Origin of the sequence: Streptomyces hokutonensis (assembly GCF_000376565.1) — a bacterium.
In the GTDB taxonomy this organism is placed as follows: Bacteria; Actinomycetota; Actinomycetes; order Streptomycetales; family Streptomycetaceae; genus Streptomyces; species Streptomyces hokutonensis.
Window position 1 is genome coordinate 68199 of record NZ_BARG01000069.1, and the last position, 17677, is coordinate 85875.

The window sequence follows — 17677 nt, forward strand, 5'->3', positions numbered from 1 at the left end:
GACGGTTATGCCCGGTGGGGGAGCTCCGTGTCGGAGCCGAGGAAGCAGGAAGAACCATGCGCGTCGGAAGTTTTGTGTTGGCGGCCCAGTTCCCGGGGCAGGGCCAGGGGGAGGCGCTGCACCGCGCGGTCCGCTCGGTGGAGCTCGCCGAAGAAGCCGGTCTCGACACGGCCTGGCTGGCCGAACACCACTTCGTGCCCTACGGCACCTGCCCGTCCGCGGTCACCCTGGCCGCCTTACTGCTGGGCCGCACCGAGCGCATCCGCGTCGGCACCGCGGTCAGTGTGCTGCCCACCGTCCATCCGGTCGCCCTGGGCGAGCAGGCCGCGCTGCTGCATGTGACGAGCGGGGGGCGCTTCTCGCTGGGCGTCGGGCGCGGCGGGCCGTGGGTCGACCTGGAGGTGTTCGGCGCGGGCCTCTCGGCGTACGAACAGGGGTTCCCGGAATCACTGGATCTGCTGATGAGCTGGCTGCGAGAGCCCTCGGTCGCGGGCACCGGTGACCGCTACGCGTTCCGTGAAGTCCCCGTCGTACCAAGGCCGTCGGAGGCGCTGTCGGACGCGCCGGGCCCCGAGGTCGTCGTCGCCTGCACCTCCCCCGCGAGCGTGCGGCTGGCGGCCGAGCGGGGCCTGCCGATGCTGCTCGGCATGCATGTCGGGGACGAGGAGAAGGCCGAGATGGTCGCCCTGTGGCGGCAGTTGGCGCGGGCGGCCGGGCGGTCGGCGGAGGAGATCCGGGACGCGGCCCATGTGTCGGCCGGGGTCTGCCAGATCGCGGACAAGCGGGCGGACGCGGTGGAGGCGCTCGTGAAGGCGATGCCGGGCTGGCTGAAGCAGGGGCTGGACGCCCATGTGACGGTGGACGACCGCGAGCGCCGGATGCGCGACCCGCTGGCGTACACCGAACTCCTCTGCGGACTGCACCCGGTGGGCACCCCGCGACTGTGCGTGGACCGGCTCGCGGCGACCTCGGAGCGGACCGGCATCTCCCGCTTCGCGCTGCTCGTCGAGGGCTCCGGGGACCTGGCGTCGACCGAGGAGAACGTACGGCGGCTGGGTGCCGAGGTGCTCCCGCACCTCGGCTGAGCAACGTGCGGGGAGCTTGCCGCCCCAGTACAGAAAGCACCTCCCGCGTACGGAGCGGCAAGCAATGCGCATCGCCTCGTCAGCAGTCCCTGAACTCCGGGGACTGGTTCAGCAGTTGGCTGCGCACCGAGGTGAAGCGAGCCAGCGTCTCGTCGACCGAGCCGTCCAACGGGAACACCGCCACCCGGTGGCAGTTCTGGAAGGCCAGCCGCACACCGAAGTGCCGCTGCAGCGCGCCGCGTATCGCGTCACTCGCGAGCGCACGCAGCAACTGACCGCGTGCCTGCTCGTCCGGCGGCGGCGTCTGGTTGTCGGCGAACGCACCGCCGTCGACCTTCAGCTGAGCCACCAGGGAGCTGATCATCTCCCATGCGTAAGGCAGGGAGGTCCGGACGCAGTCGACGAATTCAGCTTCGTCGACCTCGCCTCGCTCGGCCTTTTCGAGTAGGGCCGGTGAGACGTCGAGCGACATGGGTTCTCCTCTCGCACCCCCAACTCGCGGGGGTTGCCGGACAGATAAGGGAGTCCGCGATTACGAACACGCTGCGTACACGTCTCGCGACCTCCCGTTTATACGGTAGGCAACTGAAGGAGGCGGCACCAGGAGAATGCGTACATAGGGAACTCTCAATAGGCCCACAATCGGCCATGAATGAACAAGGGGCGTCAGGGGTCTTCCAGGGCGAATCGCGTTCACTGTCGCCCGTCGAGTAGCGTTGCCGACCATGCGTCTCGTCATTGCCCGGTGTTCCGTGGACTACGCGGGCCGGCTCACCGCCCACCTCCCCTCCGCCCCCCGTCTCATCCTGGTGAAGGCGGACGGCAGCGTCTCGATCCACGCGGACGACCGGGCCTACAAGCCCCTCAACTGGATGTCGCCGCCCTGCACGCTGAAGGAGGGTTCCGGGGACGACGAGGGCGTCTGGACCGTCATCAACAAGGCGGGCGAGAAGCTCATCATCACGATGGAGGAGATCCTCCACGACTCCTCGCACGAGCTCGGCGTGGACCCCGGCCTGATCAAGGACGGCGTGGAAGCGCACCTCCAGGAGTTGCTGGCCGACCGCATCGACACCCTCGGCGACGGCTACACGCTCATCCGCCGCGAGTACATGACGGCCATCGGACCGGTCGACATCCTGTGCCGGGACGCCGACGGCCAGACCGTCGCGGTCGAGATCAAGCGGCGCGGCGAGATCGACGGCGTGGAGCAACTCACGCGCTATCTGGACCTGTTGAACCGCGATCCGCATCTCGCCCCGGTGCGCGGCATCTTCGCCGCCCAGGAGATCAAACCGCAGGCCCGCGTCCTCGCCACCGACCGCGGCATCGGCTGCGCGGTCCTGGACTACGACGCCCTGCGCGGCATCGAGGACGACAAGCTGCGCCTGTTCTGACCGACTCCGATTCCCCTACGACGAAAAGGGCCGGTTCCGATCATCGGAGCCGGCCCTTTCGGGGTCGTACGGAGGGTCAGATCACGGTGCCCGAGGCGATGCTGCTCGCGGGGGCGGCCGAACTGGTGGTGTCCGCGGGGGCGCTGGAGGAGACGATGCCGCTCGCCGAGGTTCCCGTGGACGGGGTGCTCGACGGCGTGGGCGTCGGGGTAGGTGTCACGGACTCAGACGGAGTGCTCGACGGTGTCTGTGAAGGAGACGCCGAATGCGACGGAGTCGAACTCGGCGAATGCGACGTGGACCTGGACGGTGTCGGCGACGTGGGCCTGCCGCTCGTCCCGCTCGGCTTGTCCGAAGGCGTGCCGCTGCTCGACGGCGGGGTCGGGTCGTCCGACGTGCCGTAGGTCCCGTCGGGGCCGGGGTTGGTCGGGCTGCTGCTGGCCGTGCCGTTGTCGCCCTTCTTCGCCGGGTCGGCGCCCAGGCTGTCGTCGGAGTTGCCCTGGCTGGCGGACGGGTTGACGCCGACCTTGTCGGACGGGTTGTCGGCGTTGTTGTTGGACGTGGCGCCGAGGGTCACGACGGTGCCCAGGACGGCGGCGAGCAGCGCGCCCGCGCCGGCCGCGACGAGGTTGCGCCGGGCGTAGCCGCGCAGGCCGCCGCGCGCCTTGTTGTGGGGCGTGGGGCTGCCGGCCGGGGCCTGGTGGGCGACGAGGGTGTAGGTGTCGCCGGGCGGCTGGAGCGGCGGGAAGGGAGTCGGTGTCCCGCCGGGCGGCGAGGCGGACTCCTCGTAGCGGGCGTCGGGCACTTCCTCGCCGGCCGTGGCGCCGAGGCCGATCGTGATGCCGGAGCGGTCGGCGACCAGGGCGAGGGCACGCCGGCCGGCGACGGTGCCGCGCTTGTCGGCGGCGGTGTCGCGCAGGCCGATGGAGGACTCCAGTTCGGCCCGGGCCCGGTCGAGGTCGCCCTCGCAGAGTGCGAGGACGCCCAACTCGTGCTGGAAGTAGGCCTGTTCGCTCGCGTTGCCGGCGAGCTGGGCGGCCTCGGCGCCGGAGCGCAGCGCGCGTTCCCAGGCGCTCCAGTGGAGTCCGGCGGCGAACGCGGGGGCCGCTGTGCGGGCCAGTTCGACGGTGGCGCTCTCCTCGCCCTCGCCGGGCGGGGTGGTCGCCGGAACGAGGACGGTGAGTGCGGCGAGCACCGCGTCCGCCTCGGCGCACACCCGCTCGGGGGTGACCGAGGGGTGTCCGGCCCACCAGGCGTAGTGCAGCCCGGCGATGAGGGCGCTGGCCTCGATCTCGTCGCCGTATCCGGCGGCCTCCAGCTGGGTCTGGACGCCGGCGGCGAGCCGGTAGCGGCCGCCGACCGGGGAGACCAGTCCGCAGGCCGCGAGTTCGCCGAGGGCGGCGTCCGCGTGGGTGTCGCCGACGAGTGCGGGCAGGTGGGCCTGGTGCGGCACTTCGCCGCCGAGCGCGACGGCGAAGCGCAGGGTGGCGCGGGCCGAGGAGCTGAGCCGGGAGGCGAGCAGCGGGGCGGGCGCGGCGGCCTCGCCGAGGGACGGCAGCGGTACGGCGTCGTCCTCGTCGGCGTCGAGGGGCGTGATGGGGGGCGCGTCGGCCGGGACCATGTCCTGGAAGACGCCGAACTCCTCCACCACGCTGGTGCCGACGCGCTGTTCGTCGCGCTGCCGGAGCAGGGCGCCGGCCTGGACGAAGCGCAGGGGCAGGCCCTCGGACTCGAAGTAGAGGTCGCCCGCCCAGTTCGCCTCCTCCTCGGTGAGGACGCGGCCCACGCCGTGCTCCAGGACCTCCACGGCACCGGCCCGCTGCAGGCCGCCGAGGAAGACCTCCTCGATGACGGAGCCGGCGGCCGGTGCGGGGATCTCGGGGGTCGCGGCGACCAGGAAGGCGCACTCGGGGGTCGCGTCGAGGAGTTCCTCCAGGGCGGCGCCGCCGAACTCGATGTCGTCGAGGACGACGACCGCGCCGATCTCCCGCACCAGGGTGAGCAGTTCGTCCCGGGCGGGCCGGTGCAGGGGTGCGTCGTAGACGGCGTAGAAGAGGTCGTAGAGGAGGTCGGTGGCGGTGCGGTGGAAGCCGGTGAGGCGGATCACGCCGTCGGGGGCGAGGTCGAGGCAGTCCTCGGCGACGAGGTCGAGGAGGCTGGTGCGGCCCGAGCCCGAGGGGCCGGTGAGGCGTACGGAGCGGCCGCGGGCGAGCAGTCGTACGAGCCGCTCGCGCTCCTCCTGGCGTTCCAGGAGCGGGAGTGCGGGCCGGTTCAGGCCGGGCGGGACGGGCGGTTTGGCCGCGCGGGCGGTCTCGGCGCGCTCGGCGGCGGTGAGCTTGGCGGGCCGGCCGGGCCGCTGGCCGGGCGGGCAGGCCTCGATCTCGCTGCCGTCGACGGGGTTGACGGTGAGCAGGAAGTCACCGGTGACCAGCTGCACGGTGCGGGCGAGCGCGGATGTGTGCTGGCCGAAGTCGGGTGTGAGGGGTTCCCGGGGCGGGCGCTGGCGCGACGACGTGTCGTCGCCGTCCTGGCCGTACTCCTCGGGTTCCCGGTTGATCGGGTCCATAGGTCCAAGCCCCCCAAAAGCGTCGTGTGCGGGTCGACAGGACCCAGGCCCCTCCCGGCCTTGCTGCACACCGCGCTGTCGCTTCTGGTCCGGGCCCGCTCGAAGGGTTGTCACACAGCGGGCGACCGAACCCTAAACCTTCGCACAGTATCTACGACAGCCCGGGGTACCGCGCCGTCCGAGACGTCACAGTCTCATGAGGATTGCGCGCGTCGGGTGTTTCGCGGGCGGCCGACCGGGCCTCTTTGAAAAAGTGTGCCACTTTCGGTGGAAGTGACACACTTTCAGAACTGGTCACACCCGGGGCAGGCACTCCGCCCCGATGCCGCCCTCGATCGCGAGGATGCGGTGCAGCCGGGTGGCCACGAGCAGGCGCTGCATCTGCGGCGGTACACCGCGCAGCACCAGGCGCCGGCCACAGCGGCCGGCGCGTCGATGGGCTCCCATGATGACGCCGAGGCCGGTGGCGTCCCAGGAGTCGAGCTCGGACAGGTTCAGCACCAGATCGCCGACTCCGTCGTCGACGGCCGAGTGCAGGACCGTACGGGCGTCCGCCGCGCTGCGGACGTCGAGGCGGCCCCCGACGACCAGCTCGACGTGGTCGCCCCTGATGTACATATGCGCTCCCCGTGAGTGCGGTGGCGTACTCCGTGATGTGAGTGATGCAACCTCTGACTGCGTGAAGTGCCGGGAGGTTGCCGTCTGTGAGCGAACCGATACCGAATTCACCCCTGCGTGTGATGCCACAGGGGCCTGTGCGGTTTCAGTGCTTGTAGAAGCCCTGCCCGCTCTTGCGGCCGATGTCACCGGCGTCCACCATTCGGCGCATCAGCTCCGGCGGGGCGAACTTCTCGTCCTGTGACTCGGTGTAGATGTTGCTCGTCGCGTGCAGCAGGATGTCGACGCCGGTGAGGTCCGCGGTGGCCAGCGGGCCCATCGCGTGACCGAAGCCCAGCTTGCAGGCGAGGTCGATGTCCTCGGCGGTGGCGACGCCCGACTCGTACAGCTTCGCCGCCTCGACGACGAGCGCCGAGATGAGACGGGTCGTCACGAAGCCGGCCACGTCACGGTTGACGACGATGCAGGTCTTGCCGACGGATTCGGCGAACTCCCGCGCGGTGGCGAGGGTTTCGTCGCTCGTCTTGTAGCCGCGCACGAGTTCGCACAGCTGCATCATCGGCACCGGCGAGAAGAAGTGCGTGCCCACGACGCGCTCCGGACGCTCCGTCACGGCCGCGATCTTCGTGATCGGGATGGCGGAGGTGTTGGAGGCGAGGACGGCGTCCTCACGCACGATCTTGTCCAGCGCGCGGAAGATCTCGTGCTTGACTTCGAGCTTCTCGAAGACGGCCTCGACGACGATGTCCGCGTCGCCGACCGCGTCGAGATCGGTGGTCGCCGTGATCCGGCCCAGGGCCGCGTCGGCGTCGTGCGCCTCCAGCTTCCCCTTGCTCACGAACTTGTCGTACGAGGCCTTGATGCCGTCGGTACCGCGCTTCAGGGCCTCGTCGGTGACATCGCGCAGGACGACGTCCCAGCCCGCCTGCGCGGAGACCTGGGCGATACCGGAACCCATGAGTCCGGCGCCGATGACGGCAAGCTTCCGTGCCACTGTGCGACTCCCCTTTGAAACGCTTACAGCGTGTATCCGTATGCCTCACGGCGGACACTAGCGAAGCTGCCGCGCTGTGTGACCGGTTAGTAACGCGCGTCACGTCTCATCTGACGGACATCACACCGGCGCGGGTCATTCGACCGCCCGTACGGCCCAGTTGAGCGGCGCCCGACCCTGACTACGCTGGCCACATGGTCAATCTGACGCGCATCTACACCAGGACCGGCGACCAGGGCACGACCGCCCTCGGCGACATGAGCCGGGTCGCCAAGACGGACACCCGCATCTCGGCGTACGCCGACGCCAACGAAGCCAACGCGGCGATCGGCACCGCCATCGCCCTCGGCAACCTCGACGAGGACATCGTCAAGGTCCTCACCCGCGTCCAGAACGACCTCTTCGACGTGGGCGCCGACCTCTCCACACCCGTGGTCGAGAAGCCCGAGTACCCGCCCCTCCGCGTCGAGCAGTTCTACATCGACAAACTGGAGGCGGACTGCGACCACTTCAACGATCGGCTGGAGAAGCTCCGTTCCTTCATCCTCCCGGGCGGCACCCCGGGCGCGGCCCTCCTCCACCAGGCCTGCACGGTGGTCCGCCGGGCCGAACGCTCGACCTGGTCGGCCCTGGAGACCCACGCCGAGGTGATGAACCCGCTGACGGCGACCTACCTCAACCGGCTGTCGGACTTGCTGTTCATCCTGGCCCGAACGGCCAACAAGGGGGTGGGGGACGTCCTTTGGGTGCCGGGGGGCGAGCGCTGAACCAGGAGTCGGGGGTTTAGCACACCCGTGCCGAAGTGGTCCAGACCTATTGACCCGTGGTCCAGACCTTTCTATTCTCACGGCACCGTGGGCGCGAAGGCTCAGTCGCGCCCCAGCACCCCCGACACCCCTGAGGAGGCGCTCCAATGCGCTTCAGAACCAGAGCAGTTGCCGGGTTCGCGACCCTGCTGCTTCCGCTCGCCGCTCTCGTCGGTCTGGCGGGCCCGGCCCAGGCCGCCTCGACCGCGACCGCCACCTTCACCAAGACCAGCGACTGGGGCACCGGCTTCGGCGGTCAGTGGACCGTGAAGAACACCGGTACCAGCGCGATCAGTTCGTGGACGGTCGAGTGGGACTTCCCCTCCGGCACGTCCGTCACCTCGGCCTGGGACGCGGACGTCACCAGCTCCGGCAACCACTGGACCGCGAAGAACAAGTCCTACAACGGCACCATCGCCGCCGGCGCCTCCGTCTCCTTCGGCTTCAACGGCGCCGGCTCCGGAGCGCCCTCCAACTGTCTGCTGAACGGCGGCAGTTGTGACGGCGGCACCACGGTCCCCGGCGACGCGGCCCCCTCCGCACCCGGCACCCCCACCGCCTCCTCCGTCACCGACACCTCGGTGAACCTCACCTGGAGCGCGGCCACCGACGACAAGGGCGTCAAGAACTACGACGTGCTGCGGGGCGGGACGAAGGTCGCCACGGTGACGACCACCTCGTACACCGACACCGGTCTCACCGCCGGCACCGACTACTCGTACACCGTGCAGGCCCGCGACACCGCCGACCAGACAGGACCGGTCAGCGGCGCGGTCGCCGTGCACACCACGGGCGGTACGACCACTCCCCCGACCACCGGCAGCAAGGTCAAGCTCGGGTACCTCACCGAGTGGGGCACCTACACCCGCAACTACCAGGTCAAGAACCTGGTGACCTCGGGCTCGGCGGCGAAGATCACGCACATCAACTACGCGTTCGGCAACGTGACGAACGGGCAGTGCGCGATCGGTGACGCCTACGCCGACTACCAGAAGACCTTCACCGCCGACCAGTCGGTCAGCGGTGTCGCCGACACCTGGGACCAGCCGCTGGCCGGCAACTTCAACCAGCTGCGCGAGCTGAAGGCCAAGTACCCGAACATCAAGATCCTCTGGTCCTTCGGCGGCTGGACCTGGTCCGGCGGCTTCGCCCAGGCCGCGGCCAACCCGACCGCGTTCGCGAACTCCTGCTACAACCTGGTCGAGGACCCGCGCTGGGCCGATGTCTTCGACGGCATCGACATCGACTGGGAGTACCCGAACGCCTGCGGCCTGAGCTGCGACACCAGCGGCGCGGCGGCGTACAAGAACCTGATGCAGGCCCTGCGCGCCAAGTTCGGCACCGGCAACCTGGTCACCGCCGCCACCACGGCGGACGGCACCTCCGGCGGCAAGATCGACGCCGCCGACTACGCGGGCGCGGCCCAGTACGTCGACTGGTACAACGTGATGACGTACGACTTCTTCGGCGCCTTCGACGCGGACGGCCCGACCGCCCCGCACTCCCCGCTCACCACCTACACCGGCATCCCGACCCCGGGCTTCACCACGGCCGACGCGATCGCCAAGTTCAAGTCGAAGGGCGTCGCCGCGAGCAAGCTGCTCATCGGCATCGGCTTCTACGGCAGAGGCTGGACCGGCGTGACCCAGGCCGCCCCCGGCGGCACGGCGACCGGCCCGGCCGCGGGCACCTACGAGCAGGGCATCGAGGACTACAAGGTCCTCAAGACGACCTGCCCGGCCACCGGCACCGTCGCCGGCACGGCATACGCCTTCTGCGGCAACAACTGGTGGTCCTACGACACCCCGAGCACCATCGCCGGAAAGATGAGCTGGGCCAAGACCCAGGGTCTGGGCGGCGCGTTCTTCTGGGACTTCAGCGGCGACACCAGCAACGGTGAGCTGGTGACGGCCATCAACAACGGGCTGAGCTGATCCCCACACCGCTCGGCACACCGCCGCGGGCAGACCTCTCCGGTCTGTCCGCGGCGCGTTGTGTGCGGCGCGCGCCCCCGGCGTGCACCCCGAAGGGCCATTCGGCCCGGGGCGGAGGCCGGTTGGCGCCGGTGGGAAGCTGCTGACCTGGGGCATCTTGGTCCCACGACAGCAAGCGGAACACCGCGCTACGGGGGAAACCATGAAGCGCAGGACCACCACGTCCCGCACCAGCAAGAAGTCCGTCCACTCCTGGGCCGCGTCCGCGGGTGCCTTCGCCACGGCGGCCGCGGCGGCTCTCATGGCCGCCGCTCCGGTGGACGTCACCGTGACACTCGGCTCCGCGCCCCACACGGTCGTCGTCAGTCAGGCCGACGTACCCGACCCGGTATGTCCGGTCAGGCCACGTTGACCCGCTGGCCGGGCGGTGCCGCCTCCAGCCACGCGAGAAAACCGGTCAACGCGTCTTCGCTCATGGCGAGTTCGAGCCGCGTGCCCCGGTGCAGGCAGGTCAGGATGATCGCGTCGGAGAGCAGGGCGAGTTCCTCCTCGCCCTCGGGGAGACGGCGGCCGGCCACCTCGATCGCCGAGCGTTCCAGGGTGCGGCGCGGGCGGTAGGCGTAGGAGAAGACGCGGTACCACTCGATGCGGTCGCCGTTGTAGCGGGCGACGCCGTAGCTCCAGCCCTTGCCGTTGGTGTCGGGTTTCTCGGGGACGTCCCAGCGGAGCGAACAGTCGAAGGTGCCGCCGGAGCGCTGGATGAGTCTGCGGCGCAGGCCGAAGACGAACAGCCCCACCACCACAAGGGCCACAACAATTCCGCACACAGTCAGAGCGAGGACCATCGACACCGACCTCCTCGTCTCCTAGGCAAAACAGGTAACGGAACGGAAAAAACACCCACATTCGCCTCAGCCGCGGCTGGGTCCGGATTCCTCCGGTCCCAGCCGCGGCTGAGTCACGTCATCGCGTGGTGCGCCAGGTTTCAGTTGGTCGCCGCCGCACGCAGCCGGACGTCCGCGGCACGCTCGGCGGAGGCATCGCCCGCCGCCTTCGCCTGCTCCAGCTCGCGCTCCACGCGCTGGACGTCGATCTCGTCCGACAGCTCGGCGATCTCGGCGAGCAGCGACAGCTTGTTGTCCGCGAACGAGATGAAACCGCCGTGCACCGCGGCGACGACCGTTCCACCATCGCTCGTACGAATGGTCACCGGGCCCGACTCCAGCACACCGAGCAGCGGCTGGTGACCGGGCATGACGCCGATGTCGCCGGACGTGGTGCGCGCGACGACCAGGGTGGCCTCGCCGGACCAGACCTGGCGGTCCGCGGCGACGAGCTCGACATGCAGCTCAGCAGCCAAGGTGGGCTCCTCGGGTCACCACCCGGCGGTCGTGCCGGGTGTGGATTTGATTCTAGTGGGCGTGAAAGAGGGGGTGGGACACGCCCCACCCCCTCAGGTGAAGCACGGGGTCAGGAGACGCCCAGCTCCTTCGCGTTCGCCTTCAGGTCCTCGATACCGCCGCAGAGGAAGAACGCCTGCTCCGGGAAGTGGTCGTACTCGCCGTCGATGATCGAGTTGAACGCGGTGATCGACTCGTCCAGCGGCACGTCCGACCCGTCGACGCCGGTGAACTGCTTGGCGACGTGGGTGTTCTGGGACAGGAAGCGCTCGACGCGACGGGCACGGTGGACGGTGAGCTTGTCCTCCTCGCCCAGCTCGTCGATACCGAGGATCGCGATGATGTCCTGGAGGTCCTTGTACTTCTGCAGGACCGTCTTGACGCGCATCGCGGTGTTGTAGTGGTCCGCCGCGATGTAGCGGGGGTCCAGGATCCGGGACGTGGAGTCCAGCGGGTCCACGGCCGGGTAGATGCCCTTCTCGGAGATCGGACGGGAGAGCACCGTCGTCGCGTCGAGGTGGGCGAAGGTGGTGGCCGGGGCCGGGTCGGTCAGGTCGTCCGCGGGGACGTAGATCGCCTGCATCGAGGTGATCGAGTGACCGCGGGTCGAGGTGATGCGCTCCTGGAGGAGACCCATCTCGTCGGCCAGGTTCGGCTGGTAGCCCACCGCGGAGGGCATACGGCCGAGCAGGGTCGAGACCTCGGAACCGGCCTGCGTGAAGCGGAAGATGTTGTCGATGAAGAACAGCACGTCCTGGTTCTGCACATCGCGGAAGTACTCCGCCATGGTCAGACCGGCCAGGGCCACGCGCAGACGGGTGCCCGGGGGCTCGTCCATCTGGCCGAAGACAAGGGCCGTCTTGTCGATGACGCCCGAGTCGGCCATCTCCTCGATGAGGTCGTTGCCCTCACGGGTGCGCTCGCCGACACCGGCGAACACGGAGACACCGTCGTGGTTGTTGGCGACGCGGTAGATCATCTCCTGGATGAGCACCGTCTTGCCGACGCCGGCACCGCCGAACAGGCCGATCTTGCCGCCCTTGACGTACGGGGTGAGCAGGTCGATGACCTTGACGCCGGTCTCGAACATCTCGGTCTTCGACTCGAGCTCGTCGAAGCGCGGGGCCTTGCGGTGGATGGACCAGCGCTCGCCCGTGTACTTCTCGTCGCTGTTCAGCACCTCACCGAGGGTGTTGAACACCTTGCCCTTGGTGAAGTCGCCGACCGGGACGGTGATGCCGTCGCCGGTGTCGGTGACCGGGGCCTGGCGGACCAGACCGTCGGTGGGCTGCATCGAGATGGTGCGGACCAGGCCGTCACCCAGGTGCTGGGCGACCTCCAGGGTCAGCGTCTTCTTCGCGCCGTCCAGGGCCGGGTCGGCCACCTCGACGTGCAGAGCGTTGTAGATCTCCGGCATCGCGTCGACGGGGAACTCCACGTCGACGACCGGGCCGATGACCCGGGCGACGCGGCCCGTGGCAACGGCCGTCTCAACTGTCGTCGTCATTACTTGTCACTCCCCGCGGTCGCGTCGGCCAGGGCTGCGGAGCCACCGACGATCTCGCTGATTTCCTGGGTGATTTCGGCCTGGCGGGCCGCGTTGGCAAGACGGGAGAGCGTGGTGATCAGGTCTCCCGCGTTGTCGGTCGCCGACTTCATCGCGCGGCGGGTGGCGGCGTGCTTGGAGGCAGCCGACTGGAGCAGCGCGTTGTAGATACGGCTCTCGACGTACCGCGGCAGGAGGGCGTCCAGGACGTCCTCCGCCGACGGCTCGAAGTCGTACAGCGGAAGGATCTCGCCCTGGGGCGCAGCTTCCTCCGCGACCTCTTCGAGGCTGAGGGGCAGCAGCCGGCTGTCGACCGGCGTCTGCGTCATCATCGAGACGAACTCGGTGTAGACGATGTGGAGTTCGTCCACGCCGCCCTCCGCCGTGTCCTTCTCGATGGCCTCGATGAGCGGACCCGCGACCTTCTTCGCGTCCGCGTAGGTGGGCTCGTCGGTGAAGCCGGTCCACTGCTCCGAGATCTTGCGCTCACGGAAGTTGTAGTGGGCGACACCGCGGCGGCCGACGATGTACGTGTCGACCTCCTTGCCCTCGGCCACGAGACGCGCGGTCAGCTGCTCCGCGGCCTTGATGGCGTTGGAGTTGAAGGCGCCGGCCAGACCGCGGTCGCTCGTGAGGAGCAGCACAGCGGAACGGGTCGGCGTCTCGGCCTCGGTGGTCAGCGGGTGCTTGGTGTTCGAACCCGTGCCGACCGCCGTGACCGCGCGCGTCAGTTCCTTCGCGTACGGCGTCGAGGCCTGCACCTTGCGGTGCGCCTTGACGACGCGCGAGGCGGCGATCATCTCCATCGCCTTGGTGATCTTCTTGGTCGCGGTGACGGATCGGATGCGACGCTTGTAGACCCGGAGCTGGGCTCCCATGAGTCAGGTCCCTTCCTTACGTCACTTGGCCGCGGCCGGGGCGTCCTCGCCGAGGAGCTTGCCGTCCGAGGTCTCGAACTGCTTCTTGAACTCGGTGATCGCGTCCGCGGCGGCGGTGAGGGTGTCGTCCGACATCTTGCCGCCCTCCTTGATGGAGGTCATGAGGCCCTGCTCCTTGCGGTGCAGGTACTCCAGGAGCTCCTTCTCGAAGCGGCGGATGTCGTCGACCGGTACGTCGTCCATCTTGCCGGTGGTCGCGGACCACACGGAGACGACCTGGTCCTCGGTGGGCATCGGCTGGTACTGCGGCTGCTTGAGCAGCTCGACCAGGCGCTGACCGCGCTCCAGCTGGGCCTTCGACGCGGCGTCCAGGTCGGAACCGAAGGCCGCGAACGCCTCCAGCTCGCGGTACTGGGCGAGGTCGAGGCGCAGTCGGCCGGAGACCTGCTTCATCGCCTTGTGCTGCGCGGAACCACCGACTCGGGAGACGGAGATACCGACGTTCAGCGCGGGGCGCTGACCGGCGTTGAAGAGGTCCGACTCCAGGAAGCACTGGCCGTCGGTGATGGAGATGACGTTGGTCGGGATGAACGCCGAGACGTCGTTGGCCTTGGTCTCGACGATCGGCAGACCGGTCATCGAGCCCTTGCCCATCTCGTCGGAGAGCTTCGCGCAGCGCTCCAGCAGACGGGAGTGCAGGTAGAAGACGTCACCGGGGTAGGCCTCGCGGCCCGGCGGACGGCGCAGCAGGAGGGAGACGGCGCGGTAGGCGTCGGCCTGCTTGGAGAGGTCGTCGAAGATGATGAGGACGTGCTTGCCGTCGTACATCCAGTGCTGGCCGATGGCCGAACCGGTGTACGGCGCCAGGTACTTGAAGCCGGCCGGGTCGGACGCCGGGGCGGCGACGATGGTCGTGTACTCCAGGGCGCCGGCCTCTTCGAGCGCACCACGCACGGAGGCGATGGTGGAGCCCTTCTGACCGATGGCGACGTAGATGCAGCGGACCTGCTTGTTCACGTCGCCCGAGCGCCAGTTGTCGCGCTGGTTGATGATCGTGTCGACGGCCAGGGCGGTCTTGCCGGTCTGACGGTCACCGATGATCAGCTGACGCTGGCCACGGCCGATCGGGGTCATCGCGTCGACGGCCTTGTAGCCGGTCTCCATCGGCTCGTGCACCGACTTGCGGACCATGACGCCCGGGGCCTGCAGCTCGAGGGCGCGGCGGCCGGTGGTCTCGATCTCGCCGAGGCCGTCGATCGGGTTGCCGAGCGGGTCGACGACACGGCCGAGGTAGCCCTCGCCGACGGCGACGGACAGGACCTCTCCGGTGCGGGTGACCGGCTGGCCCTCCTCGACACCGCTGAACTCGCCGAGGATGACGGTACCGATCTCACGCTCTTCGAGGTTGAGCGCGAGACCGAGGGTGCCGTCCTCGAACTTCAGCAGTTCGTTGGCCATGGCCGAGGGCAGGCCCTCGACCTTCGCGATGCCGTCGCCGGCAAGGGTGACCGTACCGACCTCCTCGCGCGAGGCCGCGTCCGGCTTGTACGACTGGACGAAGTTCTCCAGCGCGTCCCGGATCTCCTCCGGCCGGATCGTGAGCTCCGCCATCTGGGTTCCCTGCTCTCCTTGTTGGGCCCGAAGTTTCACTTGGGGGGATGGGGGGACTCCCCCCTGAACGAGGTGAATCCTCTGCACGGCCCAACTCGGGCCGCCTTACTACGTCTTTGTTGTGGTGGTGCTAGCTCGCCATGCGGCGGGTGGCGTCATCGAGGCGGTCCGCGATGGAGCCGTTGATGATCTCGTCGCCGACCTGCACCCGGATACCGCCGAGGACCTCGGGGTCCACGTCGATGTTCAGGTGCATGTGACGGCCGTAGAGCTTCGCGAGGGCGGCGCCCAGGCGCTGCTTCTGCGGGTCGCTCAGCGGGACCGCCGTGGTGACGACCGCGACCAGGCGACTGCGGCGGTCGGCGGCGAGCTTGGACAGGGACTCGAGTCCCGCTTCCAGGCTACGTCCCCGGGGCGCGGTCACAAGGCGCGTCACCAGTCGCTCGGTGGCAGGCTTGGCCCGGCCGCCGAGCAGGCTGCCGAGCAGCTCGCTCTTGGCCGCGGTGCCCGCCGCGCGGTTGGTCAGCGCGGCACGCAGCCCGGTGTCCGAGGCGACGATCCGGCCGAACCGGAACACTTCGTCCTCGACGTCGTCGAGCTGGCCCGCCTGCTGGGCGGCGGTGAGGTCGGCGGTGGCCGCCAGTTCCTCCAGCGCGTCCACCAGGTCGCGGGACTGCGACCAGCGGGAGCGCACCATGCCGGACAGCAGGTCGAGGGCGGGGCCGCCGACCTGACCGCCGAGCAGGCGCTCCGCCAGCGCGGCCTTCGCCTCGCCGTCCTGCGCCGGGTCGGTGAGGACCCGACGCAACGACACCTCACGGCCGAGCAGCGCGGTGACGGCGGCCAGTTCGTCGGCGAGCTGCGTCGCGTTCACGGACGTGGAGTCCGTCAGCGCGTCGAGACGCTCACGTGCGGCGGCCAGTGCCTCGCGGCTCGCTCCGTTCATCGCGCGGCCTCGGCCTTCTCCTCGAGCTCATCGAGGAAACGGTCGATCACGCGGCTCTGCCGGGCGTGGTCCTCGAGGGACTCGCCGACGAGCTTGCCGGCCAGGTCGGTGGCGAGCTTGCCCACGTCCTGGCGCAGTGCCTGCGAAGCGGCCTTGCGGTCGGCCTCGATCTGCGTGTGACCGGCGGCGACGATCTCCTCGCGCTGCCGCTGGCCTTCCGCGCGCATCTCGGCGATGAGCGTGGCGCCCTGCTCCTGTGCCTCCTGGCGCAGGCGCGCGGCCTCGTGCCGGGCCTCGGCGAGCTGAGCCTTGTACTGCTCAAGCACGCTCTGGGCCTCGGTCTGGGCGGCCTCGGCCTTCTCGATACCGCCCTCGATGGCCTCGCGCCGCTCGTCCAGAACCTTGTTGATGTTCGGGAGGAGCTTCTTGGCGAGGAAGCCGAAGACGATGACGAAGGCGATCAGGCCGACAACAAGCTCAGGGATCGGCGGGATGAGAGGGTTTTCCGTCTCGGCCGCCAGAATGAGCAGTTGGCTCATGTCAGTGCCTTTCGTCTAGTGGGCTGTCGTTGATCCGCAGATCACTTGCCGTAGACGAACGGCATGACCAGACCGATGAGGGCGAGCGCCTCACAGAAGGCGAAGCCGAGGATCTGGTTGGCACGGATCAGGCCGGCAGCTTCGGGCTGACGGGCCAGAGCCTGGGTGCCGTTACCGAAGATGATGCCGACGCCGACGCCGGGACCGATGGCGGCAAGGCCGTAGCCGATGGAGCCGAGCGAACCGGAGACGGCGGCGAGGGTCTCAGTGGCAGCCATGCTGATTCTTCCTTCTCTGTACGGACCGGCGGGGGTTGGCCACCGGACGCTTAAGGGGTTCTAGAGGGGGGTGCTCAGTGGTTCTCGGCGAGCGCGCCCTGGATGAAGGTGCAGGTCAAGAGGACGAACACGTACGCCTGCAGGGCCTGGATGAAGAGTTCGAAGGCCGTCATCACGATGACCATGATGAAAGAGACACCCGCGTAGGCGATGCCGATGCCGTTGAGCAGGTACCAGCTGGCGATCGTGAAGAGCAGCAGCAGGGTGTGGCCCGCGAACATGTTCGCGAAGAGTCGCACGGCGTGCGTGAACGGCCGGACGAGCAGGTTCGAGAAGAACTCGATGAACATGGCCAGCGGGAGAACCGCGCCGAGCGACTTGTCGTAGCCGGTGAAGTTCTTGAAGGCGCCGACGAATCCGTGTCGCTTGAAGGTCAGCGACACCCACAGGATGTAGACGATGCCCGCGAGAACGGCCGGGTACGAAATGATCGCCGTCACCGGGAACTGGGCGACCGGGACGATCGACCAGACGTTCATCATCCAGACGAAGAAGAAGAGCGAGACGACGAGCGGTACGTACTTCTCGCCTTCCTTCTTGCCGATGGTCTCGTAGACGACACCGCGGCGGATGAAGTCGTAGCCGGACTCGGCGACCATCTGCAGCTTGCCGGGGACGACCTTCGGCTTACGGAAGGCGGCCCAGAAGAAGCCGATGATGATGACCGAGCCGAGCAGCGCCAGCAGCATCGTCTTGTTGAAGTACAAGTTGCTGTCGCCGTCCCCGACAAGGGGCTTGAACAGGAACGAGTGCAGGCCGGGAGCCGGGAAGCCACAGCCGTCGAAGATGTGGCAGTCGGTCTCGAAGGCGAGCACCTGCGTCGGGTCAGCACTCACCGCGGGCTCCTTCAGCGTGGCGCATAGGTACGGCAACCTCGTTGTGTCGGCGCGGCGCACAGCCGCGGTTCGGCACTGGACTGGTGTAACGGATGTGGGGGCGGCAGTGGGGCATCGAGCCTCGCGATTGAGCAGGCGTCAGCTCAGATGCCCGCGCCCGCGATGCCGCAGTTGGCACCGGAC

At 68.9% G+C, this 17677-nt stretch carries 18 protein-coding genes; 5 read left to right on the top strand and 13 right to left on the bottom strand.

Annotated features, from left to right (window positions below; translation table 11 throughout):
• Positions 1 to 56: 56 nt before the first annotated feature.
• Entirely contained in the window at positions 57 to 1085 is a 1029-nt protein-coding gene (locus SSP08S_RS39410; RefSeq protein ID WP_019073162.1) for an LLM class flavin-dependent oxidoreductase, read from the top strand.
• Positions 1086 to 1164: 79 nt separating this feature from the next.
• Here SSP08S_RS39410 and SSP08S_RS39415 read toward each other — a convergent pair whose 3' ends face one another.
• Positions 1165 to 1557, bottom strand: a complete 393-nt coding sequence (locus SSP08S_RS39415; protein WP_019060740.1) for an SCO5389 family protein — start codon at positions 1555 to 1557, stop codon at positions 1165 to 1167.
• 253 nt (positions 1558 to 1810) lie between these two features.
• Between SSP08S_RS39415 and nucS the strand changes: the two genes are divergently transcribed.
• Positions 1811 to 2482 carry an endonuclease NucS gene (nucS, locus tag SSP08S_RS39420; protein WP_026179233.1) on the top strand — a complete coding sequence of 224 codons (672 nt, stop codon included), beginning with the start codon at positions 1811 to 1813 and terminating at the stop codon, positions 2480 to 2482.
• A 76-nt stretch (positions 2483 to 2558) separates the two neighbouring features.
• Here the strand turns inward: nucS and SSP08S_RS39425 are convergent, their stop codons facing one another.
• The 3 genes from SSP08S_RS39425 to SSP08S_RS39435 all read right to left on the bottom strand — a co-directional run bounded on the left by SSP08S_RS39425 (position 2559) and on the right by SSP08S_RS39435 (position 6660).
• Complete coding sequence (locus SSP08S_RS39425; RefSeq protein ID WP_019073164.1) at positions 2559 to 5048, bottom strand: ATP-binding protein; 2490 nt, start codon at positions 5046 to 5048, stop codon at positions 2559 to 2561.
• 294 nt (positions 5049 to 5342) lie between these two features.
• Positions 5343 to 5666, bottom strand: a complete 324-nt coding sequence (locus SSP08S_RS39430; protein ID WP_019073165.1) for an STAS domain-containing protein — start codon at positions 5664 to 5666, stop codon at positions 5343 to 5345.
• A gap of 145 nt (positions 5667 to 5811) precedes the next feature.
• Positions 5812 to 6660, bottom strand: a complete 849-nt coding sequence (locus tag SSP08S_RS39435; protein ID WP_019073166.1) for a 3-hydroxyacyl-CoA dehydrogenase family protein — start codon at positions 6658 to 6660, stop codon at positions 5812 to 5814.
• A gap of 194 nt (positions 6661 to 6854) precedes the next feature.
• Between SSP08S_RS39435 and SSP08S_RS39440 the strand changes: the two genes are divergently transcribed.
• The 3 genes from SSP08S_RS39440 to SSP08S_RS39450 all read left to right on the top strand — a co-directional run bounded on the left by SSP08S_RS39440 (position 6855) and on the right by SSP08S_RS39450 (position 9812).
• Complete coding sequence (locus tag SSP08S_RS39440) at positions 6855 to 7427, top strand: cob(I)yrinic acid a,c-diamide adenosyltransferase (RefSeq protein ID WP_019073167.1); 573 nt, start codon at positions 6855 to 6857, stop codon at positions 7425 to 7427.
• 146 nt (positions 7428 to 7573) lie between these two features.
• Complete coding sequence (locus SSP08S_RS39445) at positions 7574 to 9400, top strand: glycoside hydrolase family 18 chitinase (protein ID WP_019073168.1); 1827 nt, start codon at positions 7574 to 7576, stop codon at positions 9398 to 9400.
• Positions 9401 to 9602: 202 nt separating this feature from the next.
• Complete coding sequence (locus SSP08S_RS39450) at positions 9603 to 9812, top strand: hypothetical protein (RefSeq protein WP_019073169.1); 210 nt, start codon at positions 9603 to 9605, stop codon at positions 9810 to 9812.
• On the opposite strand, the gene SSP08S_RS39455 is transcribed toward SSP08S_RS39450, so the two are convergent.
• From SSP08S_RS39455 to atpB, 9 genes are all read right to left on the bottom strand, one after another.
• A complete protein-coding gene (locus SSP08S_RS39455; protein WP_026179234.1) occupies positions 9799 to 10245 on the bottom strand; it encodes a DUF2550 domain-containing protein in 447 nt (148 codons plus the stop codon). The two genes, SSP08S_RS39450 and SSP08S_RS39455, sit on opposite strands and share 14 nt — an antisense overlap.
• A gap of 140 nt (positions 10246 to 10385) precedes the next feature.
• Positions 10386 to 10760: a F0F1 ATP synthase subunit epsilon gene (locus tag SSP08S_RS39460; RefSeq protein ID WP_019073171.1), complete on the bottom strand. Its 375-nt coding sequence runs from the start codon at positions 10758 to 10760 to the stop codon at positions 10386 to 10388.
• Between the two features lie 110 nt (positions 10761 to 10870).
• Positions 10871 to 12307: a F0F1 ATP synthase subunit beta gene (gene atpD, locus SSP08S_RS39465; protein ID WP_019073172.1), complete on the bottom strand. Its 1437-nt coding sequence runs from the start codon at positions 12305 to 12307 to the stop codon at positions 10871 to 10873.
• Positions 12307 to 13224: a F0F1 ATP synthase subunit gamma gene (locus tag SSP08S_RS39470; protein WP_019073173.1), complete on the bottom strand. Its 918-nt coding sequence runs from the start codon at positions 13222 to 13224 to the stop codon at positions 12307 to 12309. Before SSP08S_RS39470 ends, atpD begins: the two co-directional genes overlap by 1 nt.
• A gap of 21 nt (positions 13225 to 13245) precedes the next feature.
• A complete protein-coding gene (atpA, locus tag SSP08S_RS39475; RefSeq protein ID WP_019073174.1) occupies positions 13246 to 14835 on the bottom strand; it encodes a F0F1 ATP synthase subunit alpha in 1590 nt (529 codons plus the stop codon).
• 130 nt (positions 14836 to 14965) lie between these two features.
• Positions 14966 to 15781: a F0F1 ATP synthase subunit delta gene (locus SSP08S_RS39480; protein ID WP_019073175.1), complete on the bottom strand. Its 816-nt coding sequence runs from the start codon at positions 15779 to 15781 to the stop codon at positions 14966 to 14968.
• The gene (locus SSP08S_RS39485) at positions 15778 to 16320 is read right to left on the bottom strand and encodes a F0F1 ATP synthase subunit B (RefSeq protein ID WP_019073176.1); all 543 of its coding nucleotides are present in this window, start codon (positions 16318 to 16320) and stop codon (positions 15778 to 15780) included. Before SSP08S_RS39485 ends, SSP08S_RS39480 begins: the two co-directional genes overlap by 4 nt.
• A gap of 41 nt (positions 16321 to 16361) precedes the next feature.
• Positions 16362 to 16598: an ATP synthase subunit C-like protein gene (locus tag SSP08S_RS39490; protein WP_019060721.1), complete on the bottom strand. Its 237-nt coding sequence runs from the start codon at positions 16596 to 16598 to the stop codon at positions 16362 to 16364.
• A 74-nt stretch (positions 16599 to 16672) separates the two neighbouring features.
• The gene (gene atpB, locus SSP08S_RS39495; RefSeq protein WP_078532662.1) at positions 16673 to 17509 is read right to left on the bottom strand and encodes a F0F1 ATP synthase subunit A; all 837 of its coding nucleotides are present in this window, start codon (positions 17507 to 17509) and stop codon (positions 16673 to 16675) included.
• Positions 17510 to 17677 lie beyond the last annotated feature (168 nt).

Excerpts from the sequence above, each read along its gene's own strand:
- SSP08S_RS39410 (WP_019073162.1), top strand. The coding sequence starts at position 57 with ATGCGCGTCGGAAGTTTTGTGTTGGCGGCCCAGTTCCCGGGGCAGGGC.
- SSP08S_RS39415 (WP_019060740.1), bottom strand. The coding sequence starts at position 1,557 with ATGTCGCTCGACGTCTCACCGGCCCTACTCGAAAAGGCCGAGCGAGGC.
- nucS (WP_026179233.1), top strand. The coding sequence starts at position 1,811 with ATGCGTCTCGTCATTGCCCGGTGTTCCGTGGACTACGCGGGCCGGCTC.
- SSP08S_RS39425 (WP_019073164.1), bottom strand. The coding sequence starts at position 5,048 with ATGGACCCGATCAACCGGGAACCCGAGGAGTACGGCCAGGACGGCGAC.
- SSP08S_RS39430 (WP_019073165.1), bottom strand. The coding sequence starts at position 5,666 with ATGTACATCAGGGGCGACCACGTCGAGCTGGTCGTCGGGGGCCGCCTC.
- SSP08S_RS39440 (WP_019073167.1), top strand. The coding sequence starts at position 6,855 with ATGGTCAATCTGACGCGCATCTACACCAGGACCGGCGACCAGGGCACG.
- SSP08S_RS39445 (WP_019073168.1), top strand. The coding sequence starts at position 7,574 with ATGCGCTTCAGAACCAGAGCAGTTGCCGGGTTCGCGACCCTGCTGCTT.
- SSP08S_RS39450 (WP_019073169.1), top strand. The coding sequence starts at position 9,603 with ATGAAGCGCAGGACCACCACGTCCCGCACCAGCAAGAAGTCCGTCCAC.
- SSP08S_RS39455 (WP_026179234.1), bottom strand. The coding sequence starts at position 10,245 with ATGGTCCTCGCTCTGACTGTGTGCGGAATTGTTGTGGCCCTTGTGGTG.
- atpD (WP_019073172.1), bottom strand. The coding sequence starts at position 12,307 with ATGACGACGACAGTTGAGACGGCCGTTGCCACGGGCCGCGTCGCCCGG.
- SSP08S_RS39470 (WP_019073173.1), bottom strand. The coding sequence starts at position 13,224 with ATGGGAGCCCAGCTCCGGGTCTACAAGCGTCGCATCCGATCCGTCACC.
- atpA (WP_019073174.1), bottom strand. The coding sequence starts at position 14,835 with ATGGCGGAGCTCACGATCCGGCCGGAGGAGATCCGGGACGCGCTGGAG.
- SSP08S_RS39480 (WP_019073175.1), bottom strand. The coding sequence starts at position 15,781 with ATGAACGGAGCGAGCCGCGAGGCACTGGCCGCCGCACGTGAGCGTCTC.
- SSP08S_RS39485 (WP_019073176.1), bottom strand. The coding sequence starts at position 16,320 with ATGAGCCAACTGCTCATTCTGGCGGCCGAGACGGAAAACCCTCTCATC.
- SSP08S_RS39490 (WP_019060721.1), bottom strand. The coding sequence starts at position 16,598 with ATGGCTGCCACTGAGACCCTCGCCGCCGTCTCCGGTTCGCTCGGCTCC.